The organism is Kluyvera ascorbata ATCC 33433 (assembly GCF_000735365.1).
Taxonomy (GTDB): Bacteria; Pseudomonadota; Gammaproteobacteria; order Enterobacterales; family Enterobacteriaceae; genus Kluyvera; species Kluyvera ascorbata.
This window is the reverse complement of the sequence record NZ_JMPL01000115.1, coordinates 1-13771: the sequence shown is the minus strand read 5'-3', so window position 1 is coordinate 13771 and position 13771 is coordinate 1. Positions and strand designations below refer to the sequence as shown.

Sequence of the window (13771 nt, the reverse complement as noted above, 5' to 3'; positions counted from 1 at the left end):
CAAAGTACTGCATAAAAAATGGGCAACATCGTAAAGACGTTGCCCAAATACCCAGCATGATAAAGATATATCAAGTTTTACTTATACTTCATCGACCAATCTATGAACGACAGATTTCTTTTGTCAATTATTATTCGCCCTAAGCATCATGAGTTGGCATAGTGATCACAACAGAGACAGGACGCAAATGCGACATATGTATCTGTTGCGGATCATGGGAACTTTATTCCGAGTAAAACAACTCGCAGCGTAGGCTAATTACGCTCATATTCAGAAGAATGTGATAGAAGATATCCGTTTCCGCCAGTTGCTCCACTGTTTTGACGATACTGACATGCCCATTCGCTACGCCCAATTATATTATCTTCAATATTAGATATCTTCATAACAAAAACGTCATTTCCCATAGCAGACCAAGATGAATAAAAAAAAATGGGTAGCGCAAACTGCGCTACCCAACGGGGGTTCCAAAGTATATTAAGGTCTACATATGCAAGACTAATAACGACAGATTTTGGCTGTCAATGTTTTTATTAAACAATTTAACAACCAATGAGGGTAAAGAATTAGCCGACGCATACATGCCATAGGAAACCATCGCCTTGTGGAGCTGCACGATGGTAAGCTAAAGCTAATCTCGGTGACCGTGAAACCCACGAGGGTATAAAACGGACGACTCACTTATAGTGATGGAGCCATCAACAGTTTGGCATTTTACTATCAATCTCATCAAACAGGGTATGGCTGCATGGGCCTGGTAGCAGGCTAACAGCCTTTATTATCAATTCCAGTGGGTCTTTTGCTCTATGTCACAACACGCCAGCACCACATCTGACATTTCGGATAAGCTTAAAGGGGAAAATGCCGCCCGACTCATCATTGAAAATGATCCTACATCTACAGATATCAATGACCCGAGGACTATCGAGTTTGCGAATGCGATGATCGATACTGCGGCCAGCAAACTTAAAAACGCAGCCGGCATATTAAAAGATCTGGTTGAACGTGCAGCTGCAAGCGCAGAAGGTCTTGCTGTTGCGACCTTTCAAGGGATCATCGAAGTGATACAGAATGCCGATGATGTCAGGGCCACACAGGTATGGTTTGCTCTCAGGTCTACAAATACAGGTAAACAGCTCTTACTTGTTCACGATGGAGCCCCTGTGACCTGTCTTAACGTTCTCGGTATGGTTCTTCCCTATCAGACTTCCAAGACCAATCGAACCGATCAGCGTGGCCGCTTTGGTATCGGTATGAAAACCCTACTTCGCATTGCCGACACACTTTCGGTACACTCAGCCCCTTATCACTTTTCATGTAACCAGTTAGATTTCGATCGTCTGCCACCAGAACCCGCCCTCCCAGGGTTTTATGATCCGGCACAACACACATTGATCGTTGCAGACCTGAATTCCACCTTTAATGAGTCAGAGCTCGCCGCATGGTTTGATTCATGGCGCCACGACGGATTACTGTTTCTGACTTCAGTAAGCAGACTAAAATGGTGTGAGCTAGACGGCAGCATAAAAAACAAACGGGAACTGACTTTTTCAGACTGGAAGGATACCGGATATACGTTACACCATCCGGGAATGCACAAGCTTCAGTGCCGATTTGCCGAAGGGCAAGAGAATCGCTGGACCATCTGGCGTGCATCAGTCACGGTTCCTGAGCATTTACATCCGGCGCATAAAGCCCGCAGTGATAAAACGGATATATCAATTGCCGTTCCTTCACAACCGACCAAATCCGGCGTCTACATTGGATTTCGTACAGACATTCCAACAACCCTCCCCTTTTCACTGGATGCGCAGTTCGACCCAAGCACCTCCCGTGAATCTATAATAGAAAACGGCTGGAATCGGTGGCTAATTGAGCGCACCGCAGAAGTTGCGGGGAATATCGCGGCAGGAATATTCACAACCCGTCCAAAAGCCGCTTGGGGCCTAGTACCACTTCCAACTGAACATGTTGATCCTGACCGTAACTCAGTTCTTAACCGGTGCTTTTCAACAGCATTTAATACAGCCCGTATCTGGTTATCTCAGCATGCTTTAGTCAGGTTGCCTTCTGGTCACTCCCCTTTTTCAGCGCTGAGTTATGAAGCACAAACACTGGACGGTTTTCTGAGTGAAGAAGATATTGAACGTATTCAACATAAGCAGCATGCCCTGCACAGAAGCACCCGGGATGTTCAAGGCCGTTGGCGTAAAGTCATTAGCGAACTCGGTGTCTCAAGCCTTGTCGGCACAAATGAATTACTTGATGCCATGGAGAACCAACTATTCCAATTTAAACCCGCAACATGGTGGGTCCACGCTGGTGCCCTTCTTGTCGAACATCATAAAGACAGCGAGTTATTTGGTCGCTCTTTTCTGCTCTCCCATCTTGGTGAATCCATCTCCTGTGCCTCAAATGGTGAAACCGACATTCCCCTGGTACTGAGTCCGCCTTCTGAATTCGCTCAACGCTGGCAACTTTTACAGCGCCTGCATACTGCATACACAGGGAGTAATGCTGGCGAACAGATTATCGCCTGGCTAGATGCTAATGCGGCTTTTGTCAGTAAAGCCAACACGGTGATCGAGCTTAAAGCTTTTGCTGAGAAGTTTGAACAAGACAGTATCGAATTTTCTGAAGACGATCTTCGCTCACTGCGGGACATTTTTGATAACGTGAGAGATACCGAAGCAACGGCATTAGGCGCCAAAATAGGCGCGATTCTTATGCTAGATGGTTATGTCTATAAAAACGGTAAGGTTATACGGCAAAAAGTTCGGTTATCTGAGAGCTACCTGTGTAAAACCTTGGATAGCGAAAATTCAACCTGGCCTGATGCGGCAGACAAAACACCGGATATTCCGTGGGTTGGCGCAAAATACGAAATCATTTTAAAAACTAACATAACCAGAGGAGCAAAACGCAAGCGCGAAGATGGAACACAATCCCGGGGCCCCAGAAAATTCCTGCTCCTGCTTGGGGTTGAATCTTCACCTCGGGTACAGATGATTAATGAATACAGTTACTGGGGACCCCCTCGCCGTCAACAAGATCTGCATGCAAGAGGTGCAGAACTGGTTTATCACGACTATGTATCTCAGGATCTTGAGCGAGTAATTCAAAACATCAGTGCCACAAGTAAGCCGTTTGCGAAACGGCGAAGCCCCGCTTTGCTCAATACACTATCCAGAAACTGGCAGCGTCTTTATGCCCCCGTGTCGAAGGTTCCTTCGGCACATAAAGCCATTAAATACTACTACCCTAAGGGAAATATCACTGCGGCCTGGCTGAATACCCTCAAGGATAAGCGTTGGGTTGCCGAAGGAAAGGGAGAAACCGTTTTGCCACATGAAGCCGTTTTGAGAACCCCTGAGACTCAGACGCTCTATCAGACCTTCATCTGTGGAGTAAATGCCAAGGATATTAACTACGATTTTTTAAATGCATTAGGCATCATTACTGATGTCAGAATTGGGGACTTGCTGAACCGGCTTGAGACATTACGTGACAGCCTGGGGACGGTTGAGCCGGAGCAGACTCAACACATTTATCGGACCATTGCCAAGCGATGCCCTCCTTCTGTGACATATGCATCACGAATCGGCGAACTTACTGTCCAGGAACTCAGGAGCCGTTTTCTTGAGGGTAAAGGGCTAATATATGTCCCCGCCAGAGGTTGGTTCAGTCCCCCTGAAGTATTCAGAGGTCTCGATATTTTCCATGGACAAAGGCCTTTTGCACCAGGGGGAGTTGCACCACATTGCCAGAATCTTTGGCATGCACTGAACATCCCCGAACCGAGTCTTGATGACTGTATTCAATACTGCCGTGAACTGTCACACAAATCGTACAACATCGAAACAGAATCCCAATTAATGGACGTTTATCGTTATATGGAGAAGTTGCTCGAAAAAGAGGAGAAAGGTCCAAGAGATAAAATGCGTACGTTACCACTATTCTGCTCTTCAGGCTGGGTGACACAACGGCCCATTTACTCAGTAGTTAATCCAGAGCTTCGTGAGCAATTAGGCAAGACTCTCCCCAATCTCCATTGCTGGGAGCCACCTTGCGATATCCAGTCTTTCCCTAAACTGGTTAAAGCATTACGCGTTACAGAACTGAATCCTCAACTCCAGAATGTAAGCAATAACGCCTACGCAAAAGAGCGTGGAGAACAGGAAAAGCTACGTTTTGGCTACGCCATCGAGCATCTTTCAAACGAGCTCGCAAAAAGTATGCCTGAGCTACGAGATAAACTGCCTATTAGCTGGGATAAGCTAAAAAATACCGTGCTTTATATTTACGATATCCCCGTAACCTTCCGCGCTTTGGCGCCGGAATTCCCGAGCGGATGTGTTGATCTAACCCTGAAAGCCGTGAGTTTAGAACATCCGCAGGCATTCCATTTTTATCGTGACGCGATTGGAGAACGTGATTTCGGTGGCCGGGTTATTGCTTCGCTATTTCCGGCTAAAGAACGTCGACGCATAGATGCAGAGTGGACCATTGCATGGAAAAAAAGTCTGGATTCAGCAGCAGAGACAATCCGCCTGGCTAGTGATGAGGCTCGAGCTGAAGCCATGGAAGATATCGCTACGACTATAAATGCCACATTGAAAGACAAAATTAATGTTACGGCACCCAAAAGTCGTTCGGCGCAAATAAAACCAAGAACACTGAAATCCTCGGTCGGCGCCATGATTAGCGCTGCGGTAAAAACTGGCTCAGGCGTGGCTAAGCCGGCCACCAGCAGAGGGGCTCGTCGTGGGCTAAAAAACTCACCGCCTCCGGTTAAGCAAGGAGCAAACACTTCTGTTTCCACCCCAATGGCTTATACCAATGCTGAGCTCGAACAAAGAGGCTGGGAGCTACTTTCCCAAGCCCTTGAAACGACCAACGATCAGAGAATTATTGACTTCAGACGCAGCCACGGTGTCGGTGCTGATGGCGTTATTGACTGGAAATTATTTATCGAAATGAAAGCCACCGGTCGTGGTCCCCAGAGTCAGATAGAGATGTCCAACAATGAGTACCAACGAGCAAAAGAACGGGGCAAAAATTTCATTCTCGCCCTAGTGTCAGGGCTTGAAACTGGTCAGACAGACGAGATCAGGCTCATTTTTGATCCTATAAACTGTGCCAATGTCATTCCTACACATGGGATCAGATTAGGTGGATTGCTTGAAGCACCATCAGTGGTGATACTGTTTGAACGTCATGGCGATGAGTAAAGAACACTGACTTTTCCATTTCTCGATTAGAATGCAAAAGAATATAGCCTCTATCTCAGAGGCTAGTAAGCGTTAAGCTACTCCAAAGAGCCAGATAATCAGGGGGGAAGCTTTATTCAATTAAATGTATTCACACATTCAACATAATTAGTACCGCCGCTACGAGTGGCTTCAATATTACCGTCAGGAGCATACCAGCTTCCCGAATCTGCTCGAGCGTCAGTTCGCTGTACCGGAGCCAGACCGGGTATGGTGTGGAGATATTACGTATATCTGGGCAGGGAATCGCTGGTGCTATCTGGCGGTTGTTATGGATCTTTTTGCCCGCAGGATTATCGGCTGGAGTCTGTCAGCGCATGCTGATACCGCACTGATAAGCAGTGCTCTGCGGATGGCCTATGAAACGCGTGGTCAACCGCGTGATGTCATGTTCCATAGCGACCAGGGAAGCCAGTATACAGGTCTGAAATATCAGCAACTTCTCTGGCGTTACAGGATAAAGCAAAGCGTCAGTCGGCGGGGAAACTGCTGGGATAACAGCCCCATGGAACGCTTCTTCCGTAGTCTGAAAACAGAATGGGTGCCGATGAATGGTTACGCAGGTAAGGACGAGGCCCGGCGACAAATCAGCGGTTATATCCTGAATTACTACAACAGTGTCAGGCCTCACCATTACAACGGAGGGCTGACGCCGGAAGAATCAGAGAACAGATATCGTTTTTACTGTAAAACCGTGGCCAGTATTACTTGACCACTACAATAATCAGTGCAGCTATAGCACCGCCGGTCATTGGAGCAGCCGCGATCAGTGCAACATCCTTCCCAAACAAGAAACTGCCAGCCCCTAGGATAAATAAAAGGATACCCACAATAGCGGACAGGATTGCGACAACAACTTTCCATTCCTTCACGATGCTCCTGAGATCAAACATGTTCCCTACATGAATGAGAATAATACCCAGCGTAATTTTCGCCATAATCTGTATCCCACTGACCTCAAGGAGGTTAAGGGGGAATATGGTCCAGAAACCAACAAGAAAAATGATTGAAACAACTAACATTTGTGGTATTCGCCCGCGGGTTCTGGTGGAGATAGCCTCACCTGCAAGCATCGAGACACATACCGTAGATAAAGAAGAAAAGAGCGTCATGTTCATAACTGATTACCTTGCTTACCTCAGTATCACAGCCCATTAAAGACGGATACCCCTCCTTAATTAATCATTCATATATAGACATGAAGAATTCGGCTGTTTCTTTCCCATTAATAACGTGCCATTTATCAAACACAACGCCATGATGATCGTGGTGTCCTGATTAAAATTATCGAAACGACAGAATAGAAAGGTGTTGTATCTTTTACTCTGAATCGCCTTACCTAGAGAAAAAAATTCCACATAAAGATGAAATCACCATGTAAAAAACAAATGACTCTTTATATCCTGCAAGGTCTCCTGACAATCATTTTCATTTTCTTTTTGGTGACCGAAATCACATCAATTGTTTCTTTTATGTATATTTTAAATATTCAGTTAAAACACCAGACACCCTATTTGTAGTGACACACTTCACACTATATATGATTATCTTTTTTTGTTTTTTTCGTGTTAAAAACCAGAGTTTTTAGCTGGCTACATATAGCATGAAAGAGTATCGACTCGACACTGATAGGCCTAGGGGTCATACCCAGTGATAAGTAACATATGGATGAACGACAAGATGGTAAGGAGGGGGGAGGAAAAGTCATTTCCATGGCTTTATGGTTTAAAGTAGGTTCGCCTGAACGGACCAGGCTCAACAAACCACCCCTGGTTTATCGGATACACTGACCGTCCGGCTCGAATACATGGTATGCGACATTTTTAATAAATCAACGTTCAATAGTAACGTGCCTGGCAACACGTACAAAAGTTGGCATTGCTTACTGGAACACAATGACTGGCTGAGTCTTACTAAGAATGTTTAACAACTATCACAGTTCCGTTTTTTGACTAAAAACACAATGGGGGCCCAATTGGGGGCTCATTTAATTTCGAATATTAAAGAAACCATGTATAATGGAGCCTAGTTCATTAAAGTTCGATTCCTGCAGGGGACAAATCCCGAATATTCCACTATGCTTCGTCGCATACCATTCCCCCTTTGAAGCTTGTATCTCATGATTATTTCTGCTCAAAACGTCCACTGTATTAATCTGTCTGAATATCCAGATTTTATTATTCGTATTATCGGCACGTCCCACCGCAATGGAACAAGCAATGGTGCAAACTGCTCAGGCTATAATATCAATCAAGAAATATATGACGGCATGACCGTGCAGGCCTACCAGGACATGATCAGACGCAGATTCGATCCCGAAGATCCGCAGTTTTCACTGACAAAACATCTGCGGTATGACATCAGAAAAGGATATCTGGAATTGCATGAAGTCGGATGATCCATGACAGCCGCATCCAAAGCGATGCGGCTGCGTAAAAGATCTCTCCTTCCACGCGAGAAAATAAAACCACAGCAGACTAATTTACTGCCCCGCCTTCCACATCTCCACGCGGTTTCTTCCCCGTTTTTTCGCGATATAAAGCGCTTCATCCGCCAGTTGAATCAAGCGCTCATAGTCCGGATGGCCATTAAACATCGCCGCACCAATCGACAGCGAAAGCGAAATATCGTTGCCGTCCGAGGCCTTCACCTTGGTTTTTTCCACCCGGCTGCGGATACGCTCAGCGGTACGCAGCGTGTCAATTTGCGTCGCTTCAGTCAGCACAATAACAAATTCATCACCGCCGTAGCGGAAAACGTAGTCGCTGCTTCGGACGTTGTCATAAAAGACCTGGGAGACGCGACGTAAAATCTCATCGCCAGTATTGTGACCCCACGTATCGTTAATCTGTTTGAACTTGTCCACATCAATCACCAGTACCGACAACGGCGTGCCAACCCGGTTAGCATGGGCAATTTCACGTTTGAAGATAGTCGGCAGGAAGCGGCGGTTGAGCAGCCGGGTGAGGACGTCCATACCCACCTCATGGCGCGAGACCTCTTCGAACAGCTCGCGTAACAAGGTCAGGATCTGCGATACCGTGCTCCTGAGCTGAATCAGGAATTTATTACGCTCGGCTTTATTACCGAGTGATTTCCCCTCGGCGCTCAGGGCATGAATCACACCGTCAAAATCCTGCATCAGCCGTGAAATATGCCCCACCTCGGCAATCCCACTGAAATAGTGGCGACCTTTATGGTTAAACCAGAGGCCGAAATCAGACTGGCTGAGCGGCATACCATTCCCTAAATCAACATCGAGTACGACTTTATAAAGAATATCGAGCTCCCAGGTCAGCAATGTTGCAATCTGCCGCTCTTTCTCCTCTTCAGCGTTCTCCAGCAGTGAGAAAATACGATAGTTTTCATCGTCTTTCGACATACTGCTTTCGCTGAAAGAAAAGGCCCGTGACATCACTTCCATCGCAAGATCGATACTGTTGATAGAAAAATGGTAGATCTGCAGCTTATCCGCAGACACCTGAGAGCTAAAAATAATGACGGGATAGAGAATTTTTTTCAGCACCCGGAAGCCCATCTCCACCAGCTCAACCGGTATGCCGATGCGTGCGTGCACTTCAGCCACAGTGTGCTGGGCCGCAAGCAGGCGGTCAATATCCTCCTCTTTGCAAGAAAGGATATCGATGATCCACCGTTCGAGCGCGCTCTTAAGCTGTTTTTCCACCTGTTCATTGCTGAGAAACTCTTCAGCATGCGGGTCAGCCAGCACCACTTTATAAAACTCGGCACACAGCATGCGTGCGTTTGCCACCGCAATTTCTGCGGTCAACTGTCGTATGTGAGGTTCGGTCTGCTCAAGTAGCGAAAGCCATTCGCTCTTCATCTTCTTCAGGTACATCTCCATCGGCATCTCTCACATAACAATTATTCATAAATTAAATAACAACAATGCAACTATGAGCCCTGGTGATGTAAGACACAAGTCGGTGCTTCACTTACCCACCAGGTTCTGGCAATCTGGCGACCATAATTTCCTCTATTAACAAGGCCGTCAGGATGAAGCAGATCACCTGTAACGATATGCAACAGCAAAGTGCCGCCGCCGCACATTCCCCTCGCCTGCGTGCGCACCGTAACTTTCACCCGGAGTTAAGCGACCCGGTTCAGCGCCTGGCGATTGCTATGGAGCCTGGCACCTACGTACGCCCACATCGTCATCCACACACCTTTGAGCTGCTGCTGCCGCTCAGCGGGCGCTTTGTCGTGCTGAATTTTGATGAGCAAGGTACGGTGACGCACCGGGCGGTACCTGGAGAAACCTGCACCGTGCTGGAAATGGAGGCAGGTACCTGGCACGCGGTGCTATCGCTCGATAACGGCGGCGTGATTTTTGAAGTGAAGCAGGGAGCCTATCAACCCGTTGCTGAAGAAGATTATGCGCCGTGGTCCCCTGCAGAAGGAGACGCGGGTACGGCCGAGCTGATGGCCTGGTATGCGATAGCGCAGGTGGGTGACCGCTATCTTCCCCATTAAGGCGATAAAAAAAGCCCCGTTTATCACGGGGCAAACTTTCAGGGAAATCGTTGAACACCTAGCGTAAGCCGAGCTGCTCTTTATTTCGTTGTAGGATATACGCTTCCGTTGCCACCAGGCCGTTGATACGCCCGAAGGCAGCCAGAAGATTTGCAATCGCCGACTGCTGCAGTGTCTTTTTATCCGTAGCCTCCGTCATATCATTCGCCAGACTCCAGGTATGAGCAGCCTGCTGGCACAACGTTCTTACCGATTCAGGGTACTCTCTGGTCTCCATCTCCTGTAACAATGTGCGAAAAGTCATATCGCGTTGAGTGTCTTCACCATCATCAAAAATAATCTTCATGATAGCGTCCATAATGATGCGCAGTTCTTCAGCATAAATTTTCATAGCATTCTCGATACGACAGCACATCAATCATCAGAAAAACAGGCGGCTGTCACACCGCCCGACAGATATCAGAATGCGTACTTAATCCCCAGCATACCCTGTGTATCGCTGTAACCTTTATCCCCAATCTGCTGAGCGACGTTGCCCCAGAGATGCAAGTTTTTCCCTAACTGTCCTTCCACGCCCGCTTTGAGTTCACCGATATTGCGCGTCCCCGCCTGGTAGTTAGTGACACCATTCATGACAACGCCGTAGGACTGCGTGTTGTAGATCCAGTTAGTCTCAACGAATGGCTGAAACTCGCGTTCTTTCCCTTCATCGATCGCGCTATACCCTTTGATAAACGCTTTCAACCCAAGTCGGGTTTGCAGGTTGCCATCGCCCTTCCCCTTCACTCGTGTACCGTTTGCTTCCGTATGATTATCGGCCTGCACCCCCATCCAGGTGAGCTGTGCTTTCGGCTGTAGCCAATAAGTAGAGCGCCCGTCGCGACGCTCACCCATCAGGAAGCTATAGCCCCCCTCAACGGATGCGGTAATGCCGTCTGAATCATATTTCTCGCTCGCCAGTCTCTCTCCGTACACCTTATTGTTAAACCAGTTGTAGAGGATCCAGCTATCCAGATAACTGCCCGTTTTATCCGCTTCGTTTGCATACCAGGTGCCATAAATCCCGGCGCTATAGCCCGTTACCTGTCCTCGGGAGTGATAACGACTCACATCAGACTTCGTATTGCTTTGGCTGTTGCCGTAGCCAGCCATCAGCCCCAGATGCCAACGGTCAAGGCCGTTGGTACTCCACTGGGCAATATCGCCGCCCAACTGAAGCACATAGCGGTTGCTCTGGGTACTCAACTGCCCGCTGGAATCTTTAAAGCGCGTATGCCCCCCGACGTTACGCATCCACATGCTGGTGACCTTCTGTTCCCCCGTTAACCGGTCGATATACTGCGTCTCACCCAGTCGGTCATGCAGACGAGTCGTAAACATCGTGTTGGCCGCGGCCAGGTTGGCAATATAGGAGCCGCTCTCCGGACGCAGCGTTGGCTTTTCTGGCACCGGTTCTTCCGGGGTGGTTGCGGCGTTCATCAAATACCAGTGGTTAAACGCTGTCCCTTCTCCCCGGCGCAGCGCATACTCATAGCTGCCAGCGACAATGCGTCCGGACTGAACAAAGTTGCCGTCAGAAGCGCCATCAACGTGGATCACTTCAATCCCGTTAATTGTCTTATCACCGCTGCCCCCGGCATTGGTGACGGCAACAAACGTGGTACCGGAAGTATCGCCCTCCACCACCAGCTTATCGGTCACCGAATTATCATCGCCGAGCACCGTATTAATCCGCAGAAGGCCGTTGTTCCCCTGGTAATTACCGGCCACCGTCAACACGTTACCCGCCGATGCCCCCGCCCACTCAACCGTACCGTTATTCAGCGTAAGTGAGGACAGCACCGAATCACCGGTCATTTTCCAGAGGCTGTTACTGCCATCAATCTGCAGGGCGATATCCCCGGCATTGGCGGCTGAGGTTGCTAGTTGATTTGAGTTGGTGATACCGGTGAACACGCTACCGTCCGCCATATGCAGCGAAACCTGTCCATCGTTATCGGCAACGATATTCCCGTTTATCAGGTAAACGCCCGCTACCTCTGTACCGCTATCAATGTCGTAAGATTTTACCAGCGCCTCGGCGCCGGAGGCATAAACCGCTGAGCCGGTGCCTACGTTAATCACGGCATCTTTTGCCAGATAAATAGCCGCCTGCTGACCTGCTGATGACGAAGAAGCAAACAGCCCGTTGGCTAAGTCACCCATTGCCGAAATATTCACATTACCCAACGACACGGTACCCGCAGCCCGGGCATAAACGGCGTGTGCGCTCTTGCCGACCGTTTTAAGCGTGCTATCACCATTGAGGAATATTTCCGCCTTGCCTTTCACCGCCGTACTGTTGGCTTCGGTATCCTGGCCGGCATACACCGCATAGCCCGCCACAGTAGAGCCTGCGGAGGTGGTTTCAATGGTTGTTGGCCCATTAAGGGTGATAGTGGCAACCGCATTGGCATTATTGATTGAGGCGTTGGCGCGAACGCCCATGCCCGTCGCCTTAATGTTGGTTTCATTGTTGACCGTCACGCGGGAATAGTTCGCGTTAAGCTCCCGCCCAAGGTTGATACCGTCGGAGCTGTAACCACTGGTAATAGCGTTATAATTTTCAATAACGATATTGCCGCCGCCATTCTTGGTGTGAATACCGTCCGCCATCATGCCCGTGGTTTTAACAGTAAGATCGTTAAACTTATAGTTCTCACCGTTCATGTAGATAGCCCAGCCTTTAAGACCACCGCTGGTTGTTCCCCAGTCGCTGGTAGTGATATTCACCTCATCATAGTTGGTGAAGTCGCTGTTATTTCCATTGCTATTACCGGATCCATAATAATAAAGTGTAGTAGTTGCAAGAAATGTTTCGGCATGCGCGGTAGTACAATAGAAATTAGACATCAGTAACGCGGTGGTGATACACAGTGCTAACGGCTTACGTTCCAGAGGTTTTGGCATCATAATAAACTCCTTCTCTTCTTCCTTTTTGTGTTGCTGCCAGATTGTTGTTTTAATATTTATTTATCAGGCTACCTTTTATTAAGACGCAGGGAGCCCGTCATGGCGTATTTACACCAATGTTTAAATAATGAAAAACATCCTTTCATTGAATTTAAATTGTAAGCCTCCCTCACCGTGAGGTGATTTAGAAAACATAAAAACAAACCTATTTAATGACGTTTATGATGAGTGCGAAAATCGAAGCAGTGTATTGATATCAGCACCCATTTTCTTCTCCGCCCGTCGCTTTGCGGCATACACCGCACGGATATCAAGATGGCGCCCCCTGGCCAGATGGTTACAATTTTCACCCGCAATCAGTGCCCCCAGGACATCGAATTCGAGCGTTGACAGAGATAGTCCATGAAAAAACGCATCTCTCTGATAGATAAATCTTTTCTTTAATTTCTCACCAGCAGACTTTAAATTATCCTGTTGATAAATAATCAAAAAAATATCTTTGTGATGCTTATACCAGTAATTAGCCAATGGTCTGAGTTGCCTATCGCAAACGAGAACAATCTTTAGTTTTGTTTCGTATAAATAGTCCAACCATTTTTTGTCAGTAAAAAAACGCAGATAGCTAATAGAGAAATCAACAAAAACACACCCAAGATACAGGTAGTGATATTGCTGTTTAAGGAGACCCTCCATGATACCGAGTGAGAAATAGCGACTGGCTTCAGGCCAGGTACAAAAACAGTATTCCTGACAAAATGAAACCCGTAGAGAGGCATTTGGCTTAACTTCACAATGAGAAGGGCAGCTCATACAGGTAACTCTTGCAAAATTATTATTGAGCGACTTCATTGTCCCCTCCTTATCCATATTAGAATAATTTCATTGAGGTAATTTATTGTCAATAAGCTTTTAAGATGGCTCTTAGTTCAACTATTAAAAATAAATAAAATTCTTAAAGCATAAAAAACCATTAGAAAACAACCATGCAGACAGAAAGGAGATACGGAGGGCCGAAATTATTCCAGTGTAAAAAAATAGGAATACTGCAAGTGTAA

The 13771-nt window shown here is 47.3% G+C and carries 8 protein-coding genes and 1 pseudogene; 4 read left to right on the top strand and 5 right to left on the bottom strand.

Going from position 1 to position 13771, the window contains the following annotated elements; all coding sequences use genetic code 11:
- Positions 1-806: 806 nt before the first annotated feature.
- Together GKAS_RS19470 and GKAS_RS19465 are read left to right on the top strand one after the other, a co-directional pair.
- Positions 807-5231 carry a sacsin N-terminal ATP-binding-like domain-containing protein gene (locus GKAS_RS19470; protein ID WP_035896591.1) on the top strand — a complete coding sequence of 1475 codons (4425 nt, stop codon included), beginning with the start codon at positions 807-809 and terminating at the stop codon, positions 5229-5231.
- 181 nt (positions 5232-5412) lie between these two features.
- A pseudogene (locus GKAS_RS19465) lies at positions 5413-5982 on the top strand (IS3 family transposase); the annotation flags it as partial.
- Here GKAS_RS19465 and GKAS_RS19460 read toward each other — a convergent pair.
- On the bottom strand, positions 5975-6388 hold the full coding sequence (locus tag GKAS_RS19460) for a hypothetical protein (RefSeq protein ID WP_035896590.1): 414 nt from the start codon (positions 6386-6388) through the stop codon (positions 5975-5977). The pseudogene GKAS_RS19465 and the gene GKAS_RS19460 sit on opposite strands and share 8 nt — an antisense overlap.
- A 1001-nt stretch (positions 6389-7389) precedes the next feature.
- Here GKAS_RS19460 and GKAS_RS19455 point away from each other — a divergent pair.
- Positions 7390-7668, top strand: coding sequence for a hypothetical protein (locus GKAS_RS19455; protein WP_035896589.1), 279 nt, complete (start codon positions 7390-7392; stop codon positions 7666-7668).
- Positions 7669-7752: 84 nt separating this feature from the next.
- Here GKAS_RS19455 and GKAS_RS19450 read toward each other — a convergent pair whose 3' ends face one another.
- Positions 7753-9135, bottom strand: a complete 1383-nt coding sequence (locus GKAS_RS19450) for a diguanylate cyclase (RefSeq protein WP_035896593.1) — start codon at positions 9133-9135, stop codon at positions 7753-7755.
- A gap of 152 nt (positions 9136-9287) precedes the next feature.
- Here GKAS_RS19450 and GKAS_RS19445 point away from each other — a divergent pair, with 152 nt between their 5' ends.
- Positions 9288-9764, top strand: a complete 477-nt coding sequence (locus GKAS_RS19445; RefSeq protein ID WP_035896588.1) for a WbuC family cupin fold metalloprotein — start codon at positions 9288-9290, stop codon at positions 9762-9764.
- Between the two features lie 58 nt (positions 9765-9822).
- Here the strand turns inward: GKAS_RS19445 and GKAS_RS19440 are convergent, their stop codons facing one another.
- The 3 genes from GKAS_RS19440 to GKAS_RS19430 all read right to left on the bottom strand — a co-directional run bounded on the left by GKAS_RS19440 (position 9823) and on the right by GKAS_RS19430 (position 13565).
- Positions 9823-10155, bottom strand: a complete 333-nt coding sequence (locus tag GKAS_RS19440; protein WP_035896586.1) for a hypothetical protein — start codon at positions 10153-10155, stop codon at positions 9823-9825.
- A 68-nt stretch (positions 10156-10223) separates the two neighbouring features.
- A complete protein-coding gene (locus tag GKAS_RS19435) occupies positions 10224-12716 on the bottom strand; it encodes an autotransporter outer membrane beta-barrel domain-containing protein (RefSeq protein ID WP_051910811.1) in 2493 nt (830 codons plus the stop codon).
- A gap of 219 nt (positions 12717-12935) precedes the next feature.
- Positions 12936-13565 (bottom strand): hypothetical protein, encoded by a 630-nt coding sequence (locus tag GKAS_RS19430; RefSeq protein ID WP_035896583.1) that lies wholly within the window; start codon positions 13563-13565, stop codon positions 12936-12938.
- Positions 13566-13771 lie beyond the last annotated feature (206 nt).